The organism is Arthrobacter yangruifuii (genome assembly GCF_009192775.1).
Classification (GTDB): domain Bacteria; phylum Actinomycetota; class Actinomycetes; order Actinomycetales; family Micrococcaceae; genus Arthrobacter_B; species Arthrobacter_B yangruifuii.
Window position 1 is genome coordinate 394,068 of the sequence record NZ_VTFX01000001.1, and the last position, 25,474, is coordinate 419,541.

General features: G+C 67.0%; 28 protein-coding genes and 1 riboswitch. Of the genes, 16 read left to right on the forward strand and 12 right to left on the reverse strand.

Annotated elements, in window-relative coordinates; all coding sequences use genetic code 11:
• Nucleotides 1-29: 29 nt before the first annotated feature.
• Genes kce through GD627_RS01955 form a run of 3 tightly spaced genes read left to right on the forward strand, consistent with a single transcriptional unit; the run spans nt 30 to nt 2,454 of the window.
• Nucleotides 30-962: a 3,5-dioxohexanoate:acetyl-CoA acetone transferase gene (gene kce, locus GD627_RS01945; RefSeq protein ID WP_152271133.1), complete on the forward strand. Its 933-nt coding sequence runs from the start codon at nt 30-32 to the stop codon at nt 960-962.
• Nucleotides 963-991: 29 nt separating this feature from the next.
• On the forward strand, nt 992-1,774 hold the full coding sequence (locus GD627_RS01950; protein ID WP_152271134.1) for a CoA transferase subunit A: 783 nt from the start codon (nt 992-994) through the stop codon (nt 1,772-1,774).
• Nucleotides 1,774-2,454 carry a CoA transferase subunit B gene (locus GD627_RS01955; RefSeq protein WP_152271135.1) on the forward strand — a complete coding sequence of 227 codons (681 nt, stop codon included), beginning with the start codon at nt 1,774-1,776 and terminating at the stop codon, nt 2,452-2,454. Before GD627_RS01950 ends, GD627_RS01955 begins: the two co-directional genes overlap by 1 nt.
• Nucleotides 2,455-2,478: 24 nt before the next feature.
• On the opposite strand, the gene GD627_RS01960 is transcribed toward GD627_RS01955, so the two are convergent.
• On the reverse strand, nt 2,479-3,207 hold the full coding sequence (locus GD627_RS01960; RefSeq protein WP_152271136.1) for a GAF and ANTAR domain-containing protein: 729 nt from the start codon (nt 3,205-3,207) through the stop codon (nt 2,479-2,481).
• Between the two features lie 281 nt (nt 3,208-3,488).
• Here GD627_RS01960 and GD627_RS01965 point away from each other — a divergent pair, with 281 nt between their 5' ends.
• Together GD627_RS01965 and GD627_RS01970 are read left to right on the forward strand one after the other, a co-directional pair.
• Nucleotides 3,489-5,108: a fatty acyl-CoA synthetase gene (locus GD627_RS01965; RefSeq protein WP_152271137.1), complete on the forward strand. Its 1,620-nt coding sequence runs from the start codon at nt 3,489-3,491 to the stop codon at nt 5,106-5,108.
• Complete coding sequence (locus tag GD627_RS01970) at nt 5,105-6,304, forward strand: acyl-CoA dehydrogenase family protein (RefSeq protein WP_152271138.1); 1,200 nt, start codon at nt 5,105-5,107, stop codon at nt 6,302-6,304. Before GD627_RS01965 ends, GD627_RS01970 begins: the two co-directional genes overlap by 4 nt.
• Nucleotides 6,305-6,331: 27 nt before the next feature.
• On the opposite strand, the gene GD627_RS01975 is transcribed toward GD627_RS01970, so the two are convergent.
• Entirely contained in the window at nt 6,332-7,090 is a 759-nt protein-coding gene (locus tag GD627_RS01975) for a hypothetical protein (protein WP_152271139.1), read from the reverse strand.
• Nucleotides 7,091-7,299: 209 nt separating this feature from the next.
• Between GD627_RS01975 and GD627_RS01980 the strand changes: the two genes are divergently transcribed.
• Nucleotides 7,300-8,103, forward strand: a complete 804-nt coding sequence (locus GD627_RS01980; RefSeq protein WP_152271140.1) for a MerR family transcriptional regulator — start codon at nt 7,300-7,302, stop codon at nt 8,101-8,103.
• 641 nt (nt 8,104-8,744) lie between these two features.
• Here GD627_RS01980 and GD627_RS16435 read toward each other — a convergent pair.
• Nucleotides 8,745-9,050: a hypothetical protein gene (locus GD627_RS16435; protein WP_153297116.1), complete on the reverse strand. Its 306-nt coding sequence runs from the start codon at nt 9,048-9,050 to the stop codon at nt 8,745-8,747.
• Between the two features lie 151 nt (nt 9,051-9,201).
• On the opposite strand from GD627_RS16435, the gene GD627_RS16440 reads away from it, so the two are divergent.
• From GD627_RS16440 to GD627_RS01995, 3 genes are all read left to right on the forward strand, one after another.
• Complete coding sequence (locus GD627_RS16440) at nt 9,202-9,375, forward strand: hypothetical protein (protein WP_153297117.1); 174 nt, start codon at nt 9,202-9,204, stop codon at nt 9,373-9,375.
• 155 nt (nt 9,376-9,530) lie between these two features.
• Nucleotides 9,531-9,929 (forward strand): (R)-mandelonitrile lyase, encoded by a 399-nt coding sequence (locus GD627_RS01990; RefSeq protein ID WP_152271141.1) that lies wholly within the window; start codon nt 9,531-9,533, stop codon nt 9,927-9,929.
• A 52-nt stretch (nt 9,930-9,981) separates the two neighbouring features.
• On the forward strand, nt 9,982-10,827 hold the full coding sequence (locus GD627_RS01995) for an aldo/keto reductase (protein ID WP_152271142.1): 846 nt from the start codon (nt 9,982-9,984) through the stop codon (nt 10,825-10,827).
• A 17-nt stretch (nt 10,828-10,844) separates the two neighbouring features.
• Here the strand turns inward: GD627_RS01995 and GD627_RS02000 are convergent, their stop codons facing one another.
• Nucleotides 10,845-11,384, reverse strand: a complete 540-nt coding sequence (locus GD627_RS02000) for a hypothetical protein (RefSeq protein ID WP_246165261.1) — start codon at nt 11,382-11,384, stop codon at nt 10,845-10,847.
• The gene (locus tag GD627_RS02005; protein WP_152271143.1) at nt 11,381-11,653 is read right to left on the reverse strand and encodes an FXYD domain-containing ion transport regulator; all 273 of its coding nucleotides are present in this window, start codon (nt 11,651-11,653) and stop codon (nt 11,381-11,383) included. Before GD627_RS02005 ends, GD627_RS02000 begins: the two co-directional genes overlap by 4 nt.
• A 131-nt stretch (nt 11,654-11,784) precedes the next feature.
• Between GD627_RS02005 and GD627_RS02010 the strand changes: the two genes are divergently transcribed.
• A complete protein-coding gene (locus GD627_RS02010; protein ID WP_152271144.1) occupies nt 11,785-12,027 on the forward strand; it encodes a hypothetical protein in 243 nt (80 codons plus the stop codon).
• Between the two features lie 69 nt (nt 12,028-12,096).
• Here the strand turns inward: GD627_RS02010 and GD627_RS02015 are convergent, their stop codons facing one another.
• Nucleotides 12,097-12,780, reverse strand: coding sequence for a hypothetical protein (locus GD627_RS02015; protein ID WP_152271145.1), 684 nt, complete (start codon nt 12,778-12,780; stop codon nt 12,097-12,099).
• 44 nt (nt 12,781-12,824) lie between these two features.
• The gene (locus GD627_RS02020) at nt 12,825-13,787 is read right to left on the reverse strand and encodes an alpha/beta hydrolase (protein WP_152271146.1); all 963 of its coding nucleotides are present in this window, start codon (nt 13,785-13,787) and stop codon (nt 12,825-12,827) included.
• Between the two features lie 227 nt (nt 13,788-14,014).
• On the opposite strand from GD627_RS02020, the gene GD627_RS02025 reads away from it, so the two are divergent.
• Nucleotides 14,015-16,429, forward strand: a complete 2,415-nt coding sequence (locus GD627_RS02025; protein ID WP_152271720.1) for an ATP-binding cassette domain-containing protein — start codon at nt 14,015-14,017, stop codon at nt 16,427-16,429.
• Between the two features lie 139 nt (nt 16,430-16,568).
• Here the strand turns inward: GD627_RS02025 and GD627_RS02030 are convergent, their stop codons facing one another.
• A complete protein-coding gene (locus tag GD627_RS02030; RefSeq protein WP_152271147.1) occupies nt 16,569-16,910 on the reverse strand; it encodes a YnfA family protein in 342 nt (113 codons plus the stop codon).
• 253 nt (nt 16,911-17,163) lie between these two features.
• On the opposite strand from GD627_RS02030, the gene GD627_RS02035 reads away from it, so the two are divergent.
• Nucleotides 17,164-17,421, forward strand: coding sequence for a hypothetical protein (locus tag GD627_RS02035; RefSeq protein ID WP_152271148.1), 258 nt, complete (start codon nt 17,164-17,166; stop codon nt 17,419-17,421).
• Nucleotides 17,422-17,488: 67 nt separating this feature from the next.
• Here GD627_RS02035 and GD627_RS02040 read toward each other — a convergent pair whose 3' ends face one another.
• Nucleotides 17,489-18,445: a D-2-hydroxyacid dehydrogenase family protein gene (locus GD627_RS02040; RefSeq protein WP_152271149.1), complete on the reverse strand. Its 957-nt coding sequence runs from the start codon at nt 18,443-18,445 to the stop codon at nt 17,489-17,491.
• A gap of 192 nt (nt 18,446-18,637) precedes the next feature.
• Between GD627_RS02040 and GD627_RS02045 the strand changes: the two genes are divergently transcribed.
• Both GD627_RS02045 and GD627_RS02050 read left to right on the forward strand, forming a co-directional pair.
• Entirely contained in the window at nt 18,638-20,536 is a 1,899-nt protein-coding gene (locus tag GD627_RS02045; protein ID WP_152271150.1) for an FAD-binding monooxygenase, read from the forward strand.
• A gap of 109 nt (nt 20,537-20,645) precedes the next feature.
• Nucleotides 20,646-21,155, forward strand: a complete 510-nt coding sequence (locus GD627_RS02050; protein WP_152271151.1) for an ASCH domain-containing protein — start codon at nt 20,646-20,648, stop codon at nt 21,153-21,155.
• A gap of 15 nt (nt 21,156-21,170) precedes the next feature.
• Here GD627_RS02050 and GD627_RS02055 read toward each other — a convergent pair whose 3' ends face one another.
• Complete coding sequence (locus GD627_RS02055) at nt 21,171-21,908, reverse strand: SDR family oxidoreductase (RefSeq protein ID WP_246165263.1); 738 nt, start codon at nt 21,906-21,908, stop codon at nt 21,171-21,173.
• Nucleotides 21,909-22,022: 114 nt separating this feature from the next.
• Here GD627_RS02055 and GD627_RS02060 point away from each other — a divergent pair, with 114 nt between their 5' ends.
• Nucleotides 22,023-22,955: an AraC family transcriptional regulator gene (locus tag GD627_RS02060; RefSeq protein WP_152271152.1), complete on the forward strand. Its 933-nt coding sequence runs from the start codon at nt 22,023-22,025 to the stop codon at nt 22,953-22,955.
• A gap of 58 nt (nt 22,956-23,013) precedes the next feature.
• Here the strand turns inward: GD627_RS02060 and GD627_RS02065 are convergent, their stop codons facing one another.
• Nucleotides 23,014-24,390, reverse strand: a complete 1,377-nt coding sequence (locus tag GD627_RS02065) for an LssY C-terminal domain-containing protein (protein ID WP_152271153.1) — start codon at nt 24,388-24,390, stop codon at nt 23,014-23,016.
• Between the two features lie 54 nt (nt 24,391-24,444).
• Nucleotides 24,445-24,933, reverse strand: a complete 489-nt coding sequence (locus tag GD627_RS02070) for a GNAT family N-acetyltransferase (RefSeq protein WP_152271154.1) — start codon at nt 24,931-24,933, stop codon at nt 24,445-24,447.
• A 121-nt stretch (nt 24,934-25,054) separates the two neighbouring features.
• Nucleotides 25,055-25,121: riboswitch (guanidine-III (ykkC-III) riboswitch) on the forward strand.
• 10 nt (nt 25,122-25,131) lie between these two features.
• Between GD627_RS02070 and GD627_RS02075 the strand changes: the two genes are divergently transcribed.
• Nucleotides 25,132-25,446, forward strand: coding sequence for a DMT family transporter (locus GD627_RS02075; RefSeq protein WP_146360231.1), 315 nt, complete (start codon nt 25,132-25,134; stop codon nt 25,444-25,446).
• Nucleotides 25,447-25,474: the final 28 nt, after the last annotated feature.

A 25,474-nucleotide genomic window follows, 5' to 3' on the forward strand; every position in this document is an offset into this window, starting at 1 on the left:
CCGCTGCTCCACCAGCAAAAGGACCCCTCATGGCCACTAAGCGCAAAGTCATCATCACCTCCGCCGTCACCGGAGCCATCCACACCCCCTCCATGTCTCCGCACCTGCCGGTTACCCCGGACGAAATTGCCGAAGCGGCGATCGGTGCAGCCCGGGCCGGTGCCGCGATTGTTCACATGCACGCCCGCGACCCCAAGGACGGCCGTCCGTCCCAGGAGCCTAAACACTTCGAGCCCATCCTGACCAAGCTCAAGGCCAACACGGACGCGGTCATCAACATCACCACGGGCGGTTCCCCGCACATGACCGTGGAGGAGCGCATGCTGCCCGCCTCTACCTTCAAACCGGAACTGGCCTCCCTGAACATGGGCTCAATGAACTTCGGCCTCTACCCGATGCTCGAGAGGTTCTCCGAATTCCAGCACGAATGGGAACGCGAAGGGCTGGAAAAATCGCGGGACCTGGTCTTCAAGAACACCTTTGCCGACATTGAGAACATCCTTACGATCGGCAACGCCAACGGCACCCGGTTCGAATTCGAGTGCTACGACATTTCGCACCTGAACAATCTGGCGCACTTCCATGCCCGGGGTCTGGCACGCGGGCCGCTCTTTGTGCAGTCGGTCTTCGGGCTGCTCGGCGGAATCGGCGGCCATCCCGAGGACCTGATGCACATGCGCCGGACCGCCGACCGGCTGCTCGGCGACAACTACCAATGGTCAATCCTCGGTGCCGGCAAGAACCAGATGCCGCTTGCCACCATCGGCGCAGCCATGGGCTCCCATGTGCGGGTGGGCCTGGAGGATTCCCTGTGGATCGGACCCGGCCAGCTGGCCGCATCCAACGCGGAGCAGGTCACCCGCATCCGCACCATCCTGGAGGCGCTGAACTTTGACATTGCCACCCCTGACGAAGCCCGCGAAATGCTGCAGCTCAAGGGGCAGAACAATGTTGGCTTCTAGGACCGCCGCCGAACCGGGAGGCTTCCGGCATGGATAAGACCTACAGCTCAGCCGGTGCCGCCGTCGCCGACATCCCGGACGGCGCCTCACTGGCCGTGGGAGGTTTCGGGCTCTGCGGAATACCCGCGGTACTGATCACCGCCCTGAAAGAGCAGGGGACCGGGGATCTGGAACTTGTCTCCAACAACTGCGGCGTGGATGACTGGGGGCTCGGGCTGCTGCTTGCGGACCGCAGGGTCCGCCGCGTCGTCGCCTCCTATGTCGGCGAGAACCGGGAATTCGCCCGCCAGTACCTCGCCGGCGAACTGGAAGTGGAACTGACGCCGCAGGGCACCCTCGCCGAGCGCCTCCGTGCCGGTGGTTCGGGCATTCCCGCGTTTTACACCGCCACCGGGGTCGGCACGCAGATCGCCGACGGCGGGCTGCCGTGGAAGTACGACGCCGACGGCACCGTGGCAGTAGCCTCGCCGCCCAAACCCACGGCGGAGTTCACCGTAGACGGCAAGGCGGGACAATACGTCCTGGAAGAGGCGCTGGTCACCGACTACGCCCTGGTCCGGGCCGCAAAGGCGGACCGCCATGGAAACCTGGTTTTCCACAGTGCGGCCCGGAACTTCAACCCGCTCTGCGCCATGGCAGGCAAGATCACCATTGCCGAGGTGGAAGAACTCGTAGAACCCGGGGAACTGGATCCGGACGACATTCATTTGCCCGGCGTCTACGTTCACCGCGTGGTGGTCCTTTCCCCGGAGCAGCGGGATGCCAAGCGGATTGAAAAGCGCACTACGAGCACCGAAACGGAGCAGCAGTAATGGCAGCAGATAAGGGCTGGACCCGTAACGAAATGGCCGCCAGGGCGGCTCGGGAACTCGAGGACGGCAGCTACGTCAACCTCGGAATCGGCCTGCCGACCCTGGTACCCAATTACGTGCCCGACGACGTCGAGATCACTCTGCAGTCCGAGAACGGACTCCTTGGCCTGGGTCCCTATCCCCGGGATGCGGACGTTGATCCGGACCTGATCAACGCCGGCAAGGAAACCGTGACCCTGCGGCGGGGAGCCTCCACTTTCGACTCGGCACTGAGCTTCGGGATGATCCGCAGCGGGAAAATCGACGCCGCCATCCTCGGCGCCATGCAGGTTTCCGCCGGAGGAGACCTGGCCAACTGGGCCATTCCCGGCAAAATGATCAAGGGAATGGGCGGTGCCATGGACCTGGTCCACGGGGCCCGGAAAATCATTGTCCTGATGGAGCACAGCGCCAAGGACGGAAGCCCGAAGATCCTCCGGGAATGCACCCTGCCCTATACCGGGCGCGGGGTGGTTAACCGGATCATTACCGATCTGGCGGTTTTGGACGTTGTTCCCGGCGAGGGCCTGGTGCTGCGCGAACTTGCCCCCGGCATCACCGTGGAGGATGTCCGCGCCGCCACTGACGCCGAGTTCGCCGTCGACGTCCACCTGACCCGAACGGGCGAGTTGACCCCGTGAACATTCCGGTAGCCAGAGCAGTCCTTACCGGAAGTGGGTTGCCACCTTGGCCGCGGTCACGGATTCAACCAGCCGTTCTGCGAGCTCGCGGAGTTTGATGTTCTGGTTGCTGGACGCCCGCCGGAGGATGCCAAAGGCCTCCTCCTGGCTGCAGCGGTTCTGTCCGGCAACGATACCGACGGCAACATCGATGGCGGTGCGGGATTCCATGGCCTTGCGCAGATCATCGCTGACGTCCTTGTGGTTCGCGATCTGAACGGCAACCTGCAGTGTCACGGACGCTTCCGTTGCATAGTCCTCAACGGCACGCACGAAATCATCGGTGAAGATGTCGGTGCTCTTGCCGTAGAGGTTCAGGGCCGCGCCGCCGTCGTCGCCAATGAGCAGAGGCACGGCGAGCATGGAATAGCAGCCAAGGCCATGGATGGCCTCGAAATACTCGATCCAGCGGGAGCCGGTGCGGGTGTCCGCCACCAGTGTCAGCTCTCCGCTCTCCGCCGCGTAGAGGCACGGGCCGTCGCCGTACCCGTACTGCAGTTCATCGAGCTTATTGGCCTCAGTGCTGCTGCTGGCCACGGTCTGGGCGCGTTTGTCCCGCTTCAGGGTGATGCTGGAGAGCAGTTGGTCCGGGTCGCTGAAAAGTTCAGCGGCCTGCGCGGCGAAGGCTTCAAGAAAGAGCTCCATGCCCGGGTTGTCCAGAATGAGTTGCTGCAGCTGTGCCGCAACTGAGGTGCCACGAGTAAGGGCTGTCATTGCAACAGCTTACCCAAAAGGGCATCCGTGCCCGGGGGGGGCCTGCCGCGCGCACCGAAAACGTTCCCGTCCCCCGAGGCGGTCCCGGAGGGTCCTTCCCCGTCACCCGCAGAGGCCAAACTGTGATCTGGACAACAGCCAGATAGTTGGACATCCTACTAGTGACAGGTGGGGCGGTTGTTTCGAAGAATCGTCCTCCGGCGGGTGGCCGGGCGCCGGCTGATAAACCGACGCCGCCCTCCTGGAACGGCTTTACTGATCAGCGAGAGGAACACCGCACCATGCACACACGACCCCCGAGGTCTGACAGTTCCACCGCCGCCGGGCCCGTGCAGGGGACGCCGTCCAACACCGTCAGCGGCCTGCTGCGACGCACTATCTCCCGCAACGGACCGGCGACCGCGCTCCTGTTTGAGGACCGGCGCTGGACCTACGCGGAACTCGGCGCCGCTGTTCACCGGGTCGCGCGCCGTCTGGCAGCCGCCGGGCTTCCCTCGGGCGCCCGTGTTGCCGCCTACGGTGCGAATTCCGATGCCTATCTGATCCTCTTTTTGGCCTGCGCCGAGGCGGGGCTGGTCCATGTGCCGGTCAACTTCGCCCTGAAGGGGGACGAGCTCAGCTATCTCCTGGAGGACTCCGGGGCGAGCCTGGTGGTAGCCGACGACGCGCTGCTGCCGCTCGTTGAGGGGATTCGGGCTGCCGGCCGGGCCCCGGCGATTGAGCAGGTGTGGCCGATCTTCCCCGGCACCGGCGGCAGCGGTCTTTCGGTGTTGGAGACAGCGCTGGATCCGGAGGCCGACACTGCGCCGGTTGAGGTGGCCGTGGCGGGGGATGACCTGGTGCAGCTGCTCTACACGTCCGGCACCACCTCGGCGCCCAAGGGGGCGATGATGACGCATGCGGCCCTGGTGGCCGAGTATGTCTCCTCGATCATTGCCCTGGATCTCACGGCGGAGGACCGCCCGCTCATCGCAATGCCGCTCTACCACTCCGCCGCAATGCACGTGTTCGCCCTTCCGTACCTTTCGCTGGGGGCGGCCGTCCGGTTGATCGCGCGCCCCGACGTCGGGCAGATCCTGCGCCTGGTGGAAGAGGAGCACATCGGCTCGCTGTTCCTCGCCCCGACCGTGTGGGTGCCGCTGAGCAACCACCCGGAGCTGGAGACCCGCGATTTGTCCTCCCTGACCAAGGCGCAGTACGGAGCCTCGATCATGCCCGTCACCGTGCTGCAGCGGCTGCGCTCCCGCTACCCGAAAATCGGTTTCTACAACTGTTTTGGGCAGTCCGAACTCGGCCCGCTGTGCACGGTGCTGCGTCCCGAAGAGCACGATGCCCGCCCTGCCTCGTGCGGCCGGCCGGTGTACTTCGTGGAGGCGCGCGTGGTCACTGCGGACGGGCGGGTAGCCGAGCCCGGGGAGCCGGGCGAGATTCAGTACCGCTCGCCGCAGCTGCTGGCCGGATACTGGAACAAGCCCGAAGCCACGGACGAGGCCTTCACCGACGGCTGGTTCCGCTCCGGAGACCAGGTCACACGCGACACGCAGGGCTACATCCAGGTGGTGGACCGGATCAAGGACGTCATCAACACCGGCGGGGTGCTCGTCGCCCCGCGCGAAGTCGAGGACTGCATTTACGAGTTGCCGGAGGTGGCCGAGGTTGCCGTCGTCGGGCTGCCGGACGACCGGTGGGTGGAGGCCATCACCGCCGTGGTGGTCCTCAAGGAAGGCGCCTCGCTGACGGCGGAGACCGTGCGGGCGCACGTCCGGAAACGGATCGCTGACTACAAGGTTCCCAAGCGCGTGGACTTCGTTGCCGAACTGCCCCGCAACCAATCCGGCAAACTGCTCAAACGGGAGCTGCGTGCCGAACGCGCGGACCGGACTGAGGGGATTCAGGCATGAGTGCGCAGCCCTCCACCGGCTACGAGCTGGCCGAAGCCCTCGGCACTGACTACCTCGGCGCGCTGGCGGACGTCCCGGCTGCAGACCGTGCCCATTGGGACCGGGCGCGTCAATACGCCGCCGAGCTGCTGCCCCGCATCAACGAGCACTGGGACCGGGCGGAGTATCCGCTGGATCTGGTCCGCCGCATGGGCGAGCTCGATCTCCTCACCGACGGTCTTCAGATCCCCGGCCACGAAACCATGTCCCCGCTGGCTGCGGGACTGGTCACCATGGAAATCTCCCGCGCCGACGGGTCGATGGGCGCGGCCGCAGCAGTTCAGGGCGGCCTGGTCCTGCGCAGCCTTGCCCTGTTCGGCAGCCTGGAGCAGCAGGACCGGTATTTGGGGCCGCTGGCCTCCGGAGAGCTTCTGGGCGGATTCGCCCTGACCGAGCCGGACCACGGCTCGGATGCGGTTTCGCTGGAGACCACGGCCCGGCCGGACGGAGACGGCTGGATCCTCACCGGACACAAGAAGTGGATCGGCAACGGTGCGTCCGGCGGCATCACCATTGTGTGGGCGCGGGACGAGGCCGACGGGCAGGTCAAGGGATTCCTCGTAGAGCAGTCCGCCCCGGGCTACTCGGCCCGGGTTATCGGCGGCAAGGGCGCCCTGCGGGCGATCCACCAGGCGGAGATCGCCCTGGACGGCGTGAGAGTGGGGCCGGAAGCCATCCTCCCCTGGGCCGGCTCCTTCAAGGACGTGTCGCGGGCACTGGTCCAGACGCGGGTGAGCGTCGGGTGGTCTGCCCTGGGGCATGCGACGGCGATGTTCGAGGCCGCCCTGTCCTACGCCAAGCAGCGGATCCAGTTCGGCAAACCCCTTGCCGCCCATCAGATGGTGCAGGAACGGCTGGCACAGATGCTGGCCGAGCTGACCAACATGCAGCTGCAGTGCCGGGCCGTGACCGAGCTTCAGGCAGCGGACCGGATGCGTCCCGCGCAGGCCTCAATGCTGAAGTACCACAACACCCGTGCCGCCCGGCGGATCGCTTCCGGGGCCCGGGACATGCTGGGCGGAAACGGCATCCTGCTGGAAAACCACGTGATCCGGCACCTGACCGATGTGGAGGCGCTGCATACCTACGAGGGAACGGAATCCGTCCAGGCGCTGATCCTCGGCCGCGACCTCACCGGCATCAGCGCCTTTGCCTGACCCGCCGGAAGTCCCCGCGGCTTTCCGTCAGCCTGCCGTCCTGAGGGACAGGAGCATGGTCTTCACGGCCTGGTATTCCGGCGTCGCCATGTAGGCCGCGTAGGCTTCCTGGCTGCCCGCGAGACCGGGGTCCACGCCGGGCAGGCTCTCCGTGCCGTCGATCCACCGGGAGAAGGCCGCTCCCGTGGCCGCATCCGTATCGATGCCGCGCAGCCATCCGTGGTCGCTGCCTACCCGGAGGTTGTTGATGCTCATGACCGCTCCGGTCACCCCGGTATTGGGGTTGTAGATGAGCTGGTAGTTGAACGCGTTGACGGAGTCCGCGAAGACCAGCGGCAGCTGCTCCGCCGGCAGTTCGAGGTAGTCCAGTTCGGTGGGCTGCGAAGGGGAGAACATGGCTGCGTCATGCACACCGGGATACCCGGTGGTGAGGGTCGCCATGGTCCGGCCCGTGCCGTCAACAACACTCACCACCTCTGCAGGGCTGCCCGCCGCGGGAGCAGGCCCGTCAACCACGGTCCAGTCCGCAGGATGCTCAAACGAGAGTATGCCGTCCGCTGTTGTGTACGTCGTTGTTGTTGCGGTCGGTTCCGGCGTGGCGGTGGGTGACGGCTCTTCCGTGGGCTGCGTCGGAGAGGCAGTGGCGGCCGGGCTGGACGACGGCGACGAGGCGGACTGGCTCGACGAAGCCGACGGAGCGGACGCTGACTCAGCGGAGCCGCACCCGCTAAGCACCAGAGCTCCGGCCAGAATGGCAACGGACTGCGCGGACCTGTACCTATGCATGAATTTCCCCCATTTTTTGCGGCCTGAGCGGTGGACCGCGGACCGATACCGAGGTTGGGCATTGGTGCCTGCCCAACAGATGAAGGATGTCACAATTCTCCGGTTTTCACGGGCTTGCCGTCCGGCCGGGCCGGGCCTGACACCCTCCGGATAACAAACCCCACTGCGATACTTGACCCTGACACAGTGGCAGACGGGAGAACTGAAGCATGTTATCCATTGGAGCGTTCGCGCAGATCGGCCAGGTGACCCACCGCATGCTGCGGCATTGGGACACTGCCGGGCTGCTTGTTCCCGCCCACGTGGATGAGTTCAGCGGTTACCGCTCCTACGATCCCGCCCAGCTGGAACGGCTGCACCGGATTGTGGCCCTCCGCCAGCTGGGGTTCGGCCTGGAGGACATTGACTCCATCCTCGACGCCGGTTTGGACGCCGGCAGGATCGCGGACATGCTCCGCATCCGTCGGGCCGAGGTGGAACGCGAGCAGCGGACGGCAACCGCACGGCTTATCGACGTCGAGCGCAGGCTCCACCTCATTGAAAAGGAACATGCCATGTCAGCGATCGAAATCATCTCCAAATCCCTGCCGGCCATCCGCCTGGCCGCCCGCTCCGCCGTCGTTGCCGAACAGCCGGAAGTTGCCGGCGTCGTTGGTCCGCTTTTTGACGCCGTGGGGGAGGTCCTGGCAGCCGCGGGCGCTTCCCTGGAAACTCCTATTGCTCAGTACGAGATGGGCGAGGACGGCATGCGCATAGTTGCCGGGTACGCCATCAGTGCGACGGCGCCGGGCGGGGTGGACGCGGTGGACCTGCCCGCGGTGCCGGCCGCAATCTGCGGGGTGCACCTGGGGGCCATGGACCGGATCGGTGACAGCTGGCAGGCACTGCACGCCGAAATCATCGCCCGCGGTTTTGCGCCGTCCGGCCCGTGCCGTGAGGTGTACGTGCGCGCCGTGTCCGATGACCAGGCGGACTGGGTGACCGAGCTGCAGCAGCCGGTGGAACGGGCGTAAGGGACCGCGGACCGGTGCCTCGTCGCCGATCCGTGGAATTCCGGTCCGGCTTAAAGGGTGGATAAGCACCGGTTTTCGAACAAAAAGGGTGCAGTGCGTTGGCAGCGCTGCACCCTTTCTAATACCTGCAGAAGAATCAGAACTACTGGGAGCAGTATGGGCAAATACCCTATTGCGCTCCCTTGCTCCCGCGTAATGTCGGTCCGTCTAGCAGTAAGTCACCCGGGAATCTGTCACCACAGCCGGGCCGGCGGATCAGCGGACGGGCCAAGCCTCCCGCCATCGGCGTTGAGTCCATTCCCCGCCAGGCCTGCATTCGGGCATGCCTGCTTGGCGGGTATGCCTTCCGGAAATGCACCCTCGTCGGTAGGAGCGCCCCGCCATGAAACGAACCCGTCACTTACTAGGTTTCCTCGCTGTATTCGTGCTCGCTTTAGCGGGAATAGCTGCTCCCGCGCAGGCCGTTTATGCTCCGGCGCAAACCTCGCCCACGTTGGGGGCAGCGGTAAGGTCACTATCTGCCACCACCCGCAGGGCCAGCCGCCCGAGGTCTACAACTACCAGAACGTGAGTACTTCCTCGGTTTTCGGCGGCAATGGCCATGACAGCCACCAGGGGGACATTGTTCCGCCGTTTGACGACTACCCCGGAAGCGCCACCTGGCGGGAGGACCCGGCCCGGGCTGCACAGTTCCTGGCCAACGGATGCTCGGACACGCCTCCCACCACCTCACCCGCCCCCACCCCGTGCCCCACCACTGATACGCCGACACCGTCGCCGACCACGGACACGCCGACGCCGTCGCCCACGACGGACACGCCGACGCCGTCGCCCACGACGGACACGCCGACGCCGTCGCCCACAACGGACACCCCGACTACCGGTGCGCCGACACCGTCGCCCACCACGGGCTCGCCGACCACCGGCACTCCGACCACGGGTCCCACTACCGGCACCGCCACAGCAGGCGGCGGAGGGGGCGGTGGCGCAGGGGGCGGCGGAGGCGCCGCAAACTGCACTTGCCCCGATATCGCAGCAGCCGTATCAGCGGCCGCCGCGGCCGGTCAGCCAGTTGCTACGATCGGCCCGGACGGATCGGTGGTTGATCCGGTCAGTGGGAACACGGTCCGCCCCTGCCCCCAGACGCTGGCGGACACCGGCATCGAGTCCAGCGGGCTCCCCGCCGGGATGACAATCCTCGGCATCGGAACCTTGGTGGCCGGTGTGGCGGTCCTTGCGCTGACCCTGCTGCCGCGCGGCCGGCACGGCTAGGTTCTTCCGCTGTCCGGAGCCCGGACTCCGCACAGACCCTCCCGCCGGCGGCCTGCTGCTTGTAATCTCGAAAGGCCGACGGCGGTGCAGGGGAACACCCGCCACCACTCGGGGCAACCGCGAAGTCCCGTATGCCCCATGCCCAGGGAGATCACATGGAAGTGGAACCGCGCCATCCGAGCATCAAGGGCCCGGCCGACATGTTCACCGGCGATGTCTGGTTCGAGGTCATTGCCGCTCCGAAGCCGGTCCCTTCACGGATGCGGGTGAACGCCGTGCATTTCGCCCCCGGCGCCCGCACCGCGTGGCACTCCCACGCCGTGGGGCAGACCCTGCACATTACCGAAGGGTATGGGATGGTCCAGTCCCAGGGAGGCCTCATTGTCCATGTGCGGCCCGGCGACACTGTGTACACCCCGCCGGGGGAGTGGCACTGGCACGGGGCCGCCCCGAACAGCCTTATGACGCACCTGGCCATGTGGGAGGCGCCGCCGGTGGGCCAGGAGTCCGAGTGGGGGGACCTGGTCACCGACGCGGAGTACGGTGCCCTGTGATCCGGCGTGACACGCCTGCCCTGCAGCAAACCGCCACCGAAAGGACAACCCGATGGAAAGTGTGACCCTGAACAACGGCGTCGAAATGCCGGTCCTCGGCTTCGGCGTGTACCAGGTTCCGCCGGAGGAGACCGAAGAGGCCGTGACCAACGCCCTGGCAGCGGGATACCGCTCGCTGGATACCGCGGCGGCGTATCGGAACGAGGATGCCGTAGGGCAGGCCGTGCAGAAGAGCGGCATTGCCCGCAGCGAGCTGTTCATCACCACCAAACTCTGGATCCAGGACAACGGGGAGGCAACCACCACCCGGGCCTTCGAGACCTCGCTGCAGAACCTGGGCACGGAGTACGTGGATCTGTACCTCATCCACCAGCCCTTCGGGGACGTTTACGGCGAGTGGCGGGTCATGGAGCAGCTCCTCAGTGACGGCGCCGCGCGGTCCATCGGGGTCTCGAACTTCACCCCGGACCGGCTCGTGGATCTGATCCTGCACCATGACGTGGTTCCGGCGGTGAACCAGATCGAGACGAACCCGTTCTACCAGCGGGCGGTCGAGAACCAGCTGATGACCGAGCGCGGCGTCCGGCACGAATCGTGGGCGCCGTTCGCCGAAGGGAAGAATAACCTCTTCTCCGATCCGACGCTGTCTGCCATTGGCGGCGTGCACGGCAAATCAGTGGCCCAGGTGGTGCTGCGATGGCTGATCCAGCGCGGAATTGTGGTGATCCCAAAATCGGTCCGCCCGGACCGCATGGCGGAGAACTTCGATGTGTTCGATTTTGAACTTAGCCCGCAGGAAATGGCTTCCATTGCGGACCTCGACACGGGAACCTCGCAGTTCTTTGACCACCGCGACCCGGAGGCCGCGGCCCGGCTGAGCGGCATGAGGCTGGACTAAAGGAACCCGAAGTTCGGTTACTCTTCCTCCGGCGGTTTGTGCAGGTCCCTGACAAGGTACAGCCAGGGAAAGGCCCGGCAGCCCACCTGCCACCCGTCCGTCTCGTAGTGGGAGGAGGGGCGTGGCCACAGCACCCGGCGGTGTTCCCACTGGGTATCGGTGCGCAGCATCCGGTGCCGCAGGATATCCGCGCCCACGGTGCGCCAGCCGAGCCGGCCGGCCAGCTCCAGTTCCGCCATTTCGTTGAAGGCGGTGACCGGGCCGAGCCACCGCTCCCGGAGACCCGGCTCCTCGGGGTCCGGCCGGCTGCCGAAGCGTTGTTGTACCGCCTGCCGGGTCATGCCCAACTCCCGACCCAGGGCCGCCCAGCTGATCCCGGCGCTGCGGGCCGCCGTGACCGTTCTCCGCTGCAGCTCCTGGCTGGCCTGCTCCGCCGCGGAGGCCCTGCGGACCAGGGCGAGGTGGTCCGCCTCGGTGAGTTTGCCGGCGTCGTCATAGTCCCCGAGAATCAGGGCGCCGATCCGTTCCTGCAGGTCCACCTGCGCAGGACCGGTCACGGTCGCTCACCGCCGCGCGGCAGCCAGCCGGTGGTGCCGTTGCCGTCCCGGCTGGGCAGCCAGTCGGCGGGCTCGCCGCCCTTGCTTCCCTGCCGGGCATACCGGACGGCTACGAACACGCTTCCGACCAGCAGCGTGAACCCGGCGCCCTGGCACGTTCCCTTGAAGAATCCGTGCAAATCCAGCACAAGCCACAGGGCGATCAGGCCCGCACCCACAGCGAACATGATGGCTGAGAGAACGACGAAGGTGGTGCGGAGAGTTTTCATGTGTCAATAGAATCTTGACATCGTCTCCGTGTCAACAGTTTGTTGACATTGTTTGAAAGGCGGGACAGAGGAACATCCCGGGGCTAAGGTGAGGCCGACGGATCGCTGGCTGGCAGGCAGAAGGAGTCGACATGGAGCGCTCGGTGTTGTCCCTGTGGTCATCGGGGTCGGTTCTGTCCATTGGCTCGAAGAACTCCGTGCTGTCCGTCGGGAGTGTGGGGTCGGCCTGCTCCGTCGGGTCGATCGGGTCCTTCGGTTCCGTGCTGTCCATCGGCTCCGCCCTCTGCATCGGGGCAGTGATGTCCTGGCGGTCCGTCGGCGCGATCATGTCTTCGCGGTCCAATGCGGCAGTCATGGCCGCCGGCAGGTCCTAACTAGCTGCCGCGCCACCGGTTCCGCGGTGCCCCGCGGTGCTGTGGTCCCGCAGCGTCAGCCGGCGGGCATCAATCAGGCACACCGTAAACCGCGGGTTCGGGCGTAAGGACGGCTTCGGAAACGGGCGCCGGCTGCGGGTAGTCCGCGGCGAGCGGCAGGGCAACGAGCAGAGCTGCTGAGAACAGGACGGAGGCACCCAGCGCCCCGGTCCGCTGCCGTCCCGAGGTCGGCTGTTCGGCGGGCGACCGGCCGCCGTCGTCCGCAGATGCGCGAAGGAACACGGCCAACAGTGCAGGCAGCCAGCCCCAGCTCACGCCCCAGTACGCGCCGGTCAGGAGGGCGGGGGCAAGCATGTCGAAGGTCCACTGCACCTGGGCGAAAGGCAGCATGGCGAGGATGCCGCCCACGGCCAGTACCGCGGATCCGGCCACCGCTGCCAGGACCATGCTCATCCAGCTGGCCAGGAATAGTGTGCCGCGCGGCTGCCTGCCCGTCTTGGCGCCCGGCAGGAGGGCCAGGGCCAATGCCGCCACCGGCAGGGCCGAGAGTCCGGCCACCAGGACCAGGCCCGGACCATCCAGCATCGAACGGATGCGGACCGGCATGGTGTCGGGAGAGACCACCGCGGCCAGGCCCATCGGGATCCCGCTGTTGCCGGAGGCCAGCAGCGCCGCATACCCCCAGCCTGAAATCAGCCAGAGCAAAGCCACGGAGGCGGGTAGAAGAAGCGGTTTCAAGATTCTGTTCCCCATCGGCCGAGCCTACCGCATGCCTTTCGGGCGCCCCTGGGCCGGTGCTACGGGGCCGGGGCCGGACCCAGCCGGGAACGCAATTCCGCGCACAGTTCGGCCAGCGCCTGCGGGGCGCTGCGGAACAGGCGCGGGAAGCCCAGGTATCCGTGCGGCATTCCAACGTACGTGGTGATGCGGACCGGCACGCCGGCAGCGCGGAGGGCCCGGGCGTAGTTGAGTCCGTCATCGCGGAGCGGATCGTGTTCCGCCACCTGGATCAGGGCCGGGGGCAGCCCGCTGTGGTCCAGGGCCAGCAGCGGCGAGGCGTAGGGGTGGGCGTAATCCTCTTTGTGGGGAAGATAAAGGCTGCGGTAACGCTCCATATCGCGCTTGGTAAGCAACGGTGCATTGGCCTCTTCCTCCATCGAGGCACTGCTCAAGGTCAGGTCCGTGGAGGGATACAACAACGCCTGGAAGGCGATGGCGGGCCCGGAGCGGTCCCGGGACATCAGCGTCAGCACGGCGGCGAGGTTGCCGCCGGCACTGTCACCGACCACCGCCAGCCGGGCCCCGTCGGCGTTCCACTCGGCGGCGCGTCCGGCCACGTCCGCCAGTGCCGCATAACAGTCCTCGGCCGCGGCGGGCCACGGGTGCGTCGGCGCCAGCCGGTAGGCGAGGGACACGACGACGGCGTTCGCGTCCCGGGCAATGGTGCTGGCGATCCCGTCATAGACGTTCAGGGTTCCGAAGGTCCAGCCGCCACCGTGGATGAACACCACCAGGGGCAGGGGTCCCTCAGCCTCCTGCGGACGATAGATCCGGGCGGGAATACGTCCGTCTGCTCCGTCGGCAGTGCCTTCCCGGACGTCGACGTCGGGAGCCAGGCCGCTCATCCACCAGTCGGTCAGCGGATTATGGCTGATGGTGATTTTCTGCTCGGCGAGAATCCGCTTCCTGCTTTTATTGGCCACCGAGAAGTTCTTCAGTACTTTGCCGAGCAGACGTACCCGCAGATCGAGCTTTGCCATGTGATGCCCTTTTTCGTCGAGATTCCAGCCTAAAGGGCCGCATACGGCTGGGCCGGGGAGTTTTCCGAAAGAGGAGACCTTCGGGTACAAAAAGCTCTTTGGCCGGGTACGTTGACGGGTCCGCGGTACGCACCTATTCCGCCGCCGTCGCAAAGGCGTTGCCCGGCCCCCGCGCAGCGGGCAGAATCGAAACGACGCCGGGCGGGCCGGCGGCGGACGGAGCGACGATGGACGCGGGCACAGCAGCAGGCACCCCGGCGGCGGTGGGTTTTGAAGCTCCGGGCGCACACACCGCGGACCGCCACGATGTGATCCGGGTGCAGGGCGCCCGGGTGAACAACCTGCAGGACATCAGCCTCGAGATCCCCAAACGCCGGCTGACGGTATTCACCGGGGTATCCGGCTCCGGGAAAAGCTCGCTGGTGTTCGGCACCATCGCCGCCGAGTCCCAGCGCCTGATCAACGAAACCTACAGTGCGTTTGTGCAGGGCTTTATGCCCTCCCTGGCCCGGCCCGACGTGGACCTGCTGGAGGGGCTGACCACCGCGATCATCGTGGACCAGGAGCGGATGGGCTCCAACCCGCGCTCCACCGTGGGCACCGCCACCGATGCCAACGCCATGCTGCGGATCCTGTTCAGCCGGCTGGGACAGCCGCAGATCGGCCCGCCCAATGCCTACTCGTTCAATGTGCCCTCCGTGCGGGGCTCCGGCGCCATCACGGTGGAGCGCGGCGAGGGAAAAACCCGGGCGGAGAAGGCCGTTTACAACAGGCTGGGCGGCATGTGCCCGCGCTGCGAAGGCACCGGGGCCGTCACGGACTTTGACCTCACGGCCCTGTACGACGACGCGAAGTCCCTGTCCGAAGGCGCCATCACCATTCCCGGCTACAGCATGGACGGTTGGTTCGGCCGGATTTTCGCCGGCTCCGGGTTCTTTAAGATGGACAAGCCGATCGCCAAGTTCACAAAGCGCGAGCTGCATGACCTGCTCTACCGGGAACCCACCAAGATCAAGGTGGAGGGCATCAACCTCACCTATGAAGGCCTGATCCCCAAAATCTCCAAGTCCATGCTGTCCAAGGATCCCGAATCCATGCAGCCGCACATCCGCGCCTTCGTGGACCGGGCCATCACCTTCAGCACCTGCCCGGACTGCGACGGCACCCGGCTGGCCCCGGAAGCACGGTCCTCGAAGATCAACGGGAAAAACATTGCCGACGTCTGCGCGCTGCAGATCAGCGACCTGGCCGCCTGGGTTCGCGGCCTGCAGGATCCGTCCGTGGCGCCGCTGCTGGCCGGACTGCAGCACCTGCTCGACGCCTTCGCGGAGATCGGGCTGGGATACCTCTCCCTGGACCGGCCCTCGGGCACCCTCTCCGGCGGCGAATCGCAGCGGACCAAGATGATCCGGCACCTCGGTTCCTCCCTGACCGACGTCACCTACGTCTTCGACGAACCCACCATCGGCCTGCACCCGCATGACATTGCCCGGATGAACCGGCTGCTGCTGCAGCTGCGCGACAAGGGCAACACCGTGCTGGTGGTGGAGCACAAACCCGAGACCATCGCGATCGCGGACCATGTGGTGGACCTGGGTCCGGGCGCCGGCAGCGGGGGCGGCACCGTGACCTTCGAGGGGCCGCTGGACGGGCTGCGGGACAGCGGCACCCTGACCGGCCGGCACTTGGGGGACCGGGCGCGGCTCAAGGAGTCGGTGCGCACGCCGTCGTCGTTCTTTGAGGTCCGCGGTGCGGACACCAACAACCTGCGCGACGTCGACGTCGACATTCCGTTGGGGGTGCTGGCGGTCCTCACGGGGGTGGCCGGGTCGGGGAAGAGTTCGCTGATCTCCGGGTCCGTGTCGGGGCGGGAGGATGTCCTGACGGTGGACCAGGGCGCCATTCGCGGGTCCCGGCGGAGCAACCCAGCCACCTACACGGGTCTGCTGGAGCCCATCCGGAAGGCCTTCGCCAAGGCCAACGGGGTGAAGCCGGCCCTGTTTTCCTCCAACTCCGAGGGAGCCTGCCCGTCCTGCAACGGCGCCGGGGTGATCTACACCGAGCTGGGCGTGATGGCCACGGTGGAATCCGTGTGTGAGGACTGCGAAGGCCGCCGCTTCCAGGCCTCGGTGCTGGAATACCGGCTGGGCGGCAGGAACATTGCCGAGGTGCTCGCACTGTCCGTTGCCGAGGCCGAAGTCTTTTTTGGCGGCGAGGGGGAGGCCCGCACCCCGGCGGCGCATAAGATCCTCACCCAGCTGGCCGACGTCGGGCTGGGGTACCTGCACCTGGGGCAGCCGCTGACCACCCTGTCCGGCGGTGAACGGCAGCGGCTGAAACTGGCCACGCACATGGGCGGCAAGGGTGGGATCTACGTGCTGGACGAACCGACCACCGGCCTGCACCTGGCCGACGTCGAACAGCTGCTGGCGCTGTTGGACCGGCTGGTGGATTCCGGGAAATCGGTGATTGTGATCGAGCACCACCAAGCAGTGATGGCGCATGCGGACTGGATCATCGATCTGGGCCCGGGGGCCGGGCGCGACGGGGGCACGGTGGTGTTCGAGGGGACGCCGGCGGATCTGGTGGCGGACGGGTCCACGCTGACGGGTGAGCACCTGGCGGCGTACGTGGGCGGGTAGGTTGCTGCTGCTAGGCGGGGATTTTGCTGCCGGTTTGCGAAAGCCCTGCCACTTTAAGGAAATTCTGCCCTTTTAAACTGGTCGGTTTCTCCTGAACTGGTCGATTTTTCCTAAACTGGGCGGTTTCCCGTTCGGGCGCTCAGATGCCTGGGCTGCGCGGGGCGAACATAATCACGGCCACCCCGATCAGGCAGATCAGCGATCCGGCAAGATCCCAGCGGTCGGGCCGGAAACCGTCGAAGACCATGCCCCACGCCAGGGATCCGGCCACAAACACCCCGCCGTAGGCCGCCAGGATCCGCCCGAAGCTGGCATCCGGCTGCAGCGTGGCCACAAAACCGTAGGCGCCGAGGGCCATCACGCCCAGGCCGGCCCACCACCAGGCCCGGTCCTCGCGGACGGCCTGCCAGATCAGCCAGGCGCCGCCGATCTCGGCCGCCGCGGCCAGCACAAACAGCAGCACGGTCTTAGCAATGGTCATGGCCTTTATCCTGCCGTAAACGCTCCGCCGACGCCGATGCCGGGCCGACCGGCGCCGGGACCCCGACGCCGACGCCGACGCCGGACGCCGGACCACCGAGGTCGGGCCGCCGACGCCGGGCCGACCGGCGCGACGACTCCGACACCGGACCCCGGGTTCCCACCCAAGGGCGGCCACTGGCCCGGTCGGTGTGCAGGCAGTTCCCGGCAAATTGTCAGACCCCGGAGGCATGATCTGCTGCATGGGGGACAGAGTGCGAATTTACGGAGACATTGGGCGGGTCGGCACCCGAAGCGGGGCAGCGGGGGCGAAAGGCCGCGAAGGCCTTCCCCCGCAGTTGGGGCCGGGGCAGGTGTACGCCATGAAATCGGGCTGGGTGTTCCACACCGGGCCCTGCCAGATTGTCCGGCGGACCTGGGACTTCAACCCGGAGGGATTGCTGGTTATCGACGCCGAGGGTGCCGACGGGCGACGGCAGTGCGGCTCCTGCGCGGCCGCACCCAAGGACTGACCGCAGTCCCCGCCGCAACGGTCCTCCGCATCCGAAACCGCGGCAAGGGGAAGTGCCCCGGCCGGGTTCACAGAGACCGCACCGGCGTTCCGGTCAGGAAGGCAGCGATGTCCTCCACCACCTGCGGGAAAAACGTCCGGTAGTTCCGCTCCGTGACGTAGCCCAGGTGCGGCGTCGCCAGCACGTTGGGCAGGTCCCGGAACGCGGAAGCTGCGGGCAGCGGCTCTTCCTCGAACACGTCCAGTCCTGCCCCGGCAAGGCGTCCGCTCTGCAGGGCGTCGAGGAGGGCCGGTTGGTCAACGATCCCGGCGCGGGAGGTGTTGACCAGGTGAGCGGTGGGCTTCATCAGTGCGAGGTCGCCGGCGCCGATGAGACCCCGGGTGCGCTCGCTGAGCACCGAATGGACGGTGACGACGTCGGCCGCGGCCAGCAGCTCCTCTTTCGAGCCCGCGAGCCGGGCCCCGGCGTCGGCCGCCCGTTCCTGCGTAAGGTTGCTGCTCCAGGCGAGTACGTCCATGCCGAAGGCCGCACCCACCCGCGCCACCTGCGAGCCGATCTTCCCCAGCCCCAGTACCCCGAGGACGGCACCGTGCAGGTCCGTGCCGATGCTGGACTGCCACGGTCCCCGGTCCCGCAGCGCGTTCGCCTCCGGCACCAGGTGCCGTGCCAGCCCCAGGATCAGCGCCCAGGTCAGCTCCGCCGGCGGCTGCGGATTGCTTCCGGTTCCGCAGACGGCCACCCCGAGCTCCCTTGCCGCGGCCAGATCGATCGAGGCGTTGCGCATACCGGTGGTGACCAGCAGCTTCAGCCGCGGCAGCCGTGCCAGCAGGGTTGCGGAAAAAGGTGTGCGCTCGCGCATCAGCACAACGGCGTCGAATCCGGCCAGCCGTGCGGCAAGGGCATCCTCGCTGTCCAGATGATCCGGGAACACGGTCAGCTCCACCGCGTCCCCCAGCTGTGTCCAGTCGGCAAACCTGGTGGCTGCCTGCTGATAGTCGTCGAGCACTGCACATTTCAGGGTCATTGGCGGTGTCCTTCTCTCATCTGCTCCAGCCCGGGGATCGGCCGCAGCAGATTGTAAATGTTGTGACCCCCATCATGTCTCCCGTAGAGTAATGACACCGCGCGCGCTCGGCTGGCGAACTTCTGTTCACACTGCGAACACCCTAATTCCGGGCAGCGGCACCAATGGCAGCACAACGAAGTGAGGACACCTGTGCAGTTCCACCATCACGGCTACGTATCCGGAGACCCGCGCATTCAGCCGGCAGCAGGGGTCGGCGTCGACCGCCCGGCCGAACTGCCCGAGAAGGTGGACGTGTTGATTGTCGGCACCGGCCCGGCCGGCATGCTTACCGCCGCGCAGCTGTCCCAGTTCCCGGACATCACCACCCGGATTGTGGAGCGCCGGGACAGCCGGCTGGCCATCGGCCAGGCGGACGGCATCCAGGCCCGCAGCGTGGAGACGTTCCAGGCCTTCGGGTTTGCGGAGGAAATCACGGCGGAGGCCTACCGCATCAGCGAGATGTGTTTCTGGCGCCCGGACCCCGAGGATCCCTCACGCATTGTCCGTTCCGGCCGCGCCCTGGATGATCCGCACGGGATCAGCGAATTCCCGCACCTGATTGTCAACCAGGCCCGCGTGCTGGACTACTTCGCCCGGGTCATGGCCAACGCACCCACCCGCATGGCGCCGGACTACGGCTTCGAGTTCCGCGGCCTGGAGGTCGACGACGCCGCCGAGTACCCGGTCACCGTCACGCTCCTGCACACCGCGGGCCCGAAGGAGGGGACCGAACGCACGGTGAAGGCCAAGTACGTGGTGGGCGCCGACGGCGCGCGCAGCCAGGTCCGGCAGTCCATCGGCTCCACCCTCAAGGGCGACAAGGCCAACCACGCCTGGGGCGTCATGGACATCCTCGCCAACACCGACTTCCCGGACATCCGCACCAAATGCGCCATCCAGTCCTCCAACGGCGGCAGCATCCTGCTCATCCCGCGCGAAGGCGGGCACCTGTTCCGCATGTATGTGGATCTGGGCGTGGTCCCGGAGGATGACAACGGCGCGGTCCGCAAGACCACCATCGACCAGATCATCGCCACGGCCAACGGCATCCTGGCCCCCTACACGCTGGACGTGCGCAACGTGGCCTGGCACAGCGTGTACGAGGTGGGCCACCGCCTCACTGACCGGTTCGACGACGTGCTGCCGGAGGACCTGGGCACCCGCACCCCGCGCGTCTTCATCACCGGCGATGCCTGCCACACGCACAGCGCCAAGGCCGGCCAGGGCATGAATGTGTCCATGCAGGACGGTTTCAACATCGGCTGGAAGCTCGGCCATGTGCTGGACGGCCGCAGCCCCGAGGCCCTGCTCTCCACCTATTCGGCCGAACGCCAGGTGGTGGCCAAGAACCTCATCGATTTCGATAAGGAATGGTCCACCCTCATGGCGAAGAAGCCGGAGGAGTTCGAGAACCCCTCCGATCTGGAGGACTTCTACGTCCGCACCGCCGAATTCCCGGCGGGCTTCATGACGCAGTACACGCCTTCGATGCTCATTGCAGAACAGACGCACCAGGACCTGGCCTCCGGTTTCCCGATCGGCAAACGCTTCAAATCCGCTACCGTCCAGCGGGTCTGCGACACCAACCGGGTGCACCTGGGCCATCAGGCAACGGCGGACGGCCGCTGGCGGATCTATGTGTTCGCGGACGCCCCCGCTGCCGGTGCTCCCTCGGCCGTCACGGTGCTGGCCGAATGGCTGGACAATGCCCCCGACTCGCCGCTGGCCGCCATGCCGGCCGGCTCGGACCGCGACGCCTGGTTTGATGTGAAGGTCATTTACCAGCAGGAACACGCCGATCTTGATCTGAACCGGGTTCCCGCGGTGTTCAAGCCTCAGGTCGGCCCGTTCCAGCTCAATGACCTGTCCAAGGTCTACGGCCTGGACCCGGCGTCGGACATCTTTGCTGAACGCGGCATTTCCCGCGACGGTGCGGTAGTGGTGGTCCGCCCGGACCAGTACGTGGCCAACGTGCTGCCGCTGACCGCCACGGCCGAGCTGGCGGACTTCTTTGCCCCGCTGCTGCCGGCCCGGCAGGCCCAGCACTAAGCCTCCGCGGCAGGGTACAGAACAGCAACGACGACGGCGGCACCTTGGGTGCCGCCGTCGTCGTCCTGCGTTAACCGGCGCCCGGGCCGGAACTGGCAGACTTGCCGGTATGGATACCGCCGAAAATGACTATGACGCTGCCGCGCAGCTCTGGGATGCGTACGCCGCAGCCTTCCCCGAACGGGCCGCGGCTGCCGGGGAGTACAGCGTGGAAGCGTTCGGCGATTCCCCGCAGCAGGCCGACGAACTGCTGGCCCTGGTGCTGGACGGCACCAAGCGAGCCACCAGCTCGCATGTTGCGGAGTACGTGGACGAGGGCGAGCCGCTGCCCCGGATCGGCGTCCACTGGATTGTGTGCGACGGCGCCGGAGTGCCGAAGGCGGTCCTGCGAACCACCGAACTGCGGATAGGGACCTTCGCCGACGTGGACGAGGCCTTTGCCTTCGACGAGGGTGAGGGTGACCGGACCCTGGCCTACTGGCAGCGCGAACACCGGAAGTTCTGGGAGCGGACGGCTGCGGTGCGCGGCGGCACCTGGTCCGAAGCCGACGAGCTGGTGTTTGAACGCTTCGAAGTGGTCTGGCCTGCCCGGGACAGGTCCGGGGTTCCCTGGGCGTAGACCCGGCGCTGCCCGTTACCAGGGCAGGGGGCCGTCCTCGTCGCTGAAGGTGCCAGTGGGTCCGCCGACTGGAATGGTGGCCATCCGGACGGCAGCCCGTGCTCCCTGCTCGGGGGTACGGGTACCGCGGAAGCCGTTCAAATCCGTGGCGACAAAACCGGGACAGACCGCATTGACCAGGATCCCTTCCGGCGCCAGGCCCTTGGCGTACTGCAGTGTCAGGGAAGTCAGGGCGGTCTTGGACGGGGCGTAGCCCGCGGCGATCGGATTGGTATTGGCCGGATCGGACACCGCGGCCAGGGATCCGGCCACGCTGGAGACGTTGACGATCCGCGGTGCCTCAGAGAGGCGCAGCAGCGGCAGGAAGGCCGCGGTCACGGAAATGACGCCGAAAAAGTTGGTCTCGAAGACGGCGCGGACCTCGTCCACGTCGGCCGAGCCCGGCTGCTGGGCGGCGAAACTGACTCCCGGCGTGGCCACAATTCCGGCGTTGTTGACCAAGGCGTCCAGTCGGCCGAAACGGGTTTTGACCTCATCCGCAGCGGCCGCCACCGAGGCCGGATCGGTGACGTCCAGGACCACGGCGACGGCGTGACCGCCTTCGGCGCGCAGTTCGGCCGCGGCCCGCTCACCGGCGTCGGCGTTCCGGGCGGCCACCACCACGGTGTGGCCGAGGGTGGCCAGCTGACCGGCGATCTGGCGTCCGATGCCCTTGTTGGCACCGGTCACGAGGGCAATCATGCTGTCATTCAAGGGAACTCCTAGGAAGAAACGGTCTTTCCGGATTCGGAACCACTTCCACTCTGCCCGGCGGATTTTGAACGCGGAATAACGCCAAGTCCGCTTTTCTTGTCCTAAAGTACAGGAATGGGAAATGACCGGTTGTCCGAAGTCCTCGACTTCATCAGCGTCCAGAGCATGATCTCCGGCGGTACCGCGGTGCGCGGGCCCTGGGAATCCCGGGCCCGGTTGGATGAAGACCTGAAGTTCTTTGCCGTGGTGCAGGGAAGCATGCGGTTGACCACCGACGGACTTGAGGTGCCGATGGCGCTGGCGGCCGGCGACGTCGTGCTTCTGAACGGGCGCACGGAGCTCCTGCTGGAGGGCGGCAGCGGTGACGGCCTGCCGACCCGCCTGGATCCTCCGGCCAGCGGCACCTTTGTGCGCGCCGGAGACGGCGACGCCGGCACCGAGGACGTCGTGATGGGCGGCCGGGTCACGGTCAACGCCGCCGGGCGGGAACTCCTGCTGCAGGCCCTGCCGCCGGTGGCGCACATCCGCGCCGGGACCGAAGCCGCTCCCCAGCTGCACTCCCTGATCGAGCAGTTGTTCAGGGAGCTGTCCGGGCAGCGCATGGGTTGGGAGTTCGCCGTGCGGCAATACGCGCAGTTGCTGCTGGTGGAGGTACTCCGGGCCTTTGTGGCGGATGAAGACCTGCCCCGGGGCTGGCTGAAATTGCTCGCCGATGACCGTCTGCGCCCGGCGCTGGCGCTGATCCACGCGCAGCCGTCCCGGCCCTGGAGCCTGCAGGACCTGGCGCGCGCCTGCGCGATGTCCCGCACAGCATTCACGGAACGCTTCCGGGAGGTGGCTGGAACACCCCCGCGCGCCTACCTGAACAACTGGCGGATGCTGGTGGCGCAGCGGGAACTGCGGTCCGGGGATACCCGGATCCGTTCACTCGCCGTCGACTTGGGCTACTCCTCCGAGAGTGCCTTCAGCACGGCGTTCAAGCGGAGCATTGGGGAGTCGCCGTTGCATTACCGGACGCGCATGCGGGCGGCGGAGCAGGCGATTTAGGTCGCGCTGCTGACGCAATGACGACGGCAGCAGTCCTCCGTCCCACGGCCCGGCGTTGTCACGCATATGCGCGGGCCGGACGCACACGCCGGTGCATGCGCGCGTAGATCCTGGCCCGGTCCCCGGACAGGGCCAGGATGAGCAGGATGTCGAAGGAATAGCCGAAAAGGCTGGTGCCCAGCGGAACGGCGGGTTCGGCGAAGAATGAGACAACCTGCAGGGCAATGGCGATGACGCTCAGGGACATGGCCGCGACACGGGCAGGGTTGCTGCCGCGCAGGATCAGCACGGCGAGGACCGCTTCCACGCCCGCGAAGACGGCCAGGGAAACGCTGGCCGGCGCGTAGACGCTGCCCAGATCCGCGAGCCCGCGGTTCTGTCCGCCCAACAGCTGTGTCACCCATGGTGCGTTGGCAACCCCGGCCAGGAACGGGGCCGCGACCGTCAGCGCCGCCGCGCCGCGCAGGAACACCAGCACCGCCCCAAATACCACTGGCGCCGGCCGGTGCAGGGGGAGGCGGGAGAGCGTGGAAATGCCGGTCCGGTTAATGGCCGCCAGCTCTTCCTGCTTCCCGGCGGACTCGGACAGGCGGGTCAGGTCAACCACCGGCAGGTCCCCGTCGGTGACTATCGAATCCCCGCCGCCGTTGCGTGAGTGGTAACCCGTGGAGAAGTTCTTGATTACCTCTACGGAGACATCTTGGGAGGACTCCCGCAGCGACGAGACGAGGTAGTCCCGTTCGGCGTCGATGTCCTTGCCCACCCGGTGGGTCACCTGCAGGGTGAACAGGGACAGGCCCACCGCGCGGTCGAAGGACGCGGCGGCCAGCCAGTCGGCGGAAATGCCGCCGGGCAGCATCCAGCCCTCCGGGCACCGCCAGAAGCGGACGTGGTGGCGCTGCCGCGGGTTCCCGTCCACCTCCTGCTCGTAGGCAAAGTCCTGCTGCCGGCCGAACAGCAGCAGGGGGCTGACCGGGGCATGGGCGTAGCTGCGGTGCAGCAGGGTGGAGGACACAATGCGCCAGCTGCTTGCCACGCTGACCGGATCCGCCAGCTTCCAGCCCGCCCGGTCCAGGGCGCCGCGCAGCTGTTCCTCGTTGCCCAGGAAAGCCGCGTTCACGGCATCGCCGAAGAGGCCGGCGCTTGTGCGGGTACGGCCCATAAAGTAATCCGGGATAAAAATCTGCGTCAGGATCCGGTCCACCCGGGGCAGCACCAGATACGCCAGGGCGGCCCAAAAGACCACCACGAACCAGACCTGCCCCAACTCCAGGCCTTCCGCGAACAGCAGGATGATAAGCCAGAGCGAGGCAAGACCGCCGACGGTAAAGAAAGCCCAGTCAATGGCCGTTGCCGTTGCCCCGTGGCGGACGTCGGTAGCGGCGGCCGCGGAGGAACCCGCGCCGCCGTTGCCCGCAGCGCCCGGCTGTGTCATAAATCCACGCTGACCCGTGCGGCGCCGAAGGTCAATGCACCGGGTGCCCCTTGGTTATGGCCGGGTGTTGATGAGGTACCGCCGCAGCCGCCCGCCGTCGTCGTTCCCCGCCAGCGTGCCGCCGGCGCGCTCGATGGTCCGCGCGGACGCGGAATTGTTCCGCCCGCAGATCAGCACTACCTGATTCAGCCCCTGCCGGCGGGCCTCGGCCAGCATGGCCCGCAGCGCCTCCGCCGCGTGCCCCTGCCGCCGGGCGGAGGGGCGGATGCCGTAACCGATGTGCCCCGTGCGCTGCACCGCCTCGCCGTCGCCGTGCCGCAGGGCAATGCCGCCCAGCACCTGCCCGTCGTCTACGATCCACCGGTAGGTGCAGCCGGCATCCGAGGCCAGCCGCCTTAGCCAGGCCGCGAAGCCTGCGGCGGTCTCGACGTCGTCGCCGGGGCGCAGCCCGAACCCGTCCTCGTGGACGCCCGGTCCCCACTCGGCGTGCGCCTTGCGCCAGGCGGCTTCCAAGGAGGCAGTGGGGGCGATCAGCTTCGGCATGACCCCACTGTAATTGCGGCCTGCCGCGCGGTGTCGTCCGAACGGCTGGTGTTGCCTTCTCGATTTCCCCGTCCACCGAAACGCCGAAGTTGCTCCCGAAATCCGGACGTGCGACCGTGGAGAGGAGGCCGCGACACGGTCTCCCGGACGAGGGGTGCCGTACCCGGTGTGCGACAAGACGGCCCGTGGGAGATTGCCATGTCATGGATTGTTCTGGTGCTGTCCGGCGTCCTGGAAGCGGTGTGGGCCACGGCCCTGGACAGGTCGCAGGGGTTCAGCCGGTTCTGGCCGTCGGCCATCTTCGTCACCGCGCTCATCGCGAGCATGGCCGGACTGGCGTACGCGATGCGCGAGCTGCCGCTGGGCACCTCGTATGCCGTCTGGGTGGGCATCGGCGCCACCCTGACCGTGGTGTACGGCATGGCCACGGGCGCGGAATCCGTCTCCCTCCTGAAAATCCTGTTCCTGGCCATGATCGTGGGCGGCGTGATCGGACTGAAAACACTCCACTAGGCCGCTTCCTTGACAGCACGGTAAACCG

Coding starts and splice junctions, on each gene's coding strand:
- GD627_RS01995 (WP_152271142.1), top strand. CDS start 9,982: ATGGAAAGTGTGACCCTGAACAACGGCGTCGAAATGCCGGTCCTCGGC.
- GD627_RS01980 (WP_152271140.1), top strand. CDS start 7,300: ATGTTATCCATTGGAGCGTTCGCGCAGATCGGCCAGGTGACCCACCGC.
- GD627_RS02030 (WP_152271147.1), bottom strand. CDS start 16,910: ATGACCATTGCTAAGACCGTGCTGCTGTTTGTGCTGGCCGCGGCGGCC.
- GD627_RS01990 (WP_152271141.1), top strand. CDS start 9,531: ATGGAAGTGGAACCGCGCCATCCGAGCATCAAGGGCCCGGCCGACATG.
- GD627_RS02020 (WP_152271146.1), bottom strand. CDS start 13,787: ATGGCAAAGCTCGATCTGCGGGTACGTCTGCTCGGCAAAGTACTGAAG.
- GD627_RS02070 (WP_152271154.1), bottom strand. CDS start 24,933: ATGCCGAAGCTGATCGCCCCCACTGCCTCCTTGGAAGCCGCCTGGCGC.
- GD627_RS02075 (WP_146360231.1), top strand. CDS start 25,132: ATGTCATGGATTGTTCTGGTGCTGTCCGGCGTCCTGGAAGCGGTGTGG.
- GD627_RS01970 (WP_152271138.1), top strand. CDS start 5,105: ATGAGTGCGCAGCCCTCCACCGGCTACGAGCTGGCCGAAGCCCTCGGC.
- kce (WP_152271133.1), top strand. CDS start 30: ATGGCCACTAAGCGCAAAGTCATCATCACCTCCGCCGTCACCGGAGCC.
- GD627_RS02015 (WP_152271145.1), bottom strand. CDS start 12,780: ATGGGGAACAGAATCTTGAAACCGCTTCTTCTACCCGCCTCCGTGGCT.
- GD627_RS02065 (WP_152271153.1), bottom strand. CDS start 24,390: ATGACACAGCCGGGCGCTGCGGGCAACGGCGGCGCGGGTTCCTCCGCG.
- GD627_RS01960 (WP_152271136.1), bottom strand. CDS start 3,207: ATGACAGCCCTTACTCGTGGCACCTCAGTTGCGGCACAGCTGCAGCAA.
- GD627_RS02025 (WP_152271720.1), top strand. CDS start 14,015: ATGGACGCGGGCACAGCAGCAGGCACCCCGGCGGCGGTGGGTTTTGAA.
- GD627_RS02005 (WP_152271143.1), bottom strand. CDS start 11,653: ATGAAAACTCTCCGCACCACCTTCGTCGTTCTCTCAGCCATCATGTTC.
- GD627_RS02040 (WP_152271149.1), bottom strand. CDS start 18,445: ATGACCCTGAAATGTGCAGTGCTCGACGACTATCAGCAGGCAGCCACC.
- GD627_RS01950 (WP_152271134.1), top strand. CDS start 992: ATGGATAAGACCTACAGCTCAGCCGGTGCCGCCGTCGCCGACATCCCG.
- GD627_RS01965 (WP_152271137.1), top strand. CDS start 3,489: ATGCACACACGACCCCCGAGGTCTGACAGTTCCACCGCCGCCGGGCCC.
- GD627_RS01955 (WP_152271135.1), top strand. CDS start 1,774: ATGGCAGCAGATAAGGGCTGGACCCGTAACGAAATGGCCGCCAGGGCG.
- GD627_RS02060 (WP_152271152.1), top strand. CDS start 22,023: ATGGGAAATGACCGGTTGTCCGAAGTCCTCGACTTCATCAGCGTCCAG.
- GD627_RS01975 (WP_152271139.1), bottom strand. CDS start 7,090: ATGCATAGGTACAGGTCCGCGCAGTCCGTTGCCATTCTGGCCGGAGCT.
- GD627_RS02010 (WP_152271144.1), top strand. CDS start 11,785: ATGGAGCGCTCGGTGTTGTCCCTGTGGTCATCGGGGTCGGTTCTGTCC.
- GD627_RS02050 (WP_152271151.1), top strand. CDS start 20,646: ATGGATACCGCCGAAAATGACTATGACGCTGCCGCGCAGCTCTGGGAT.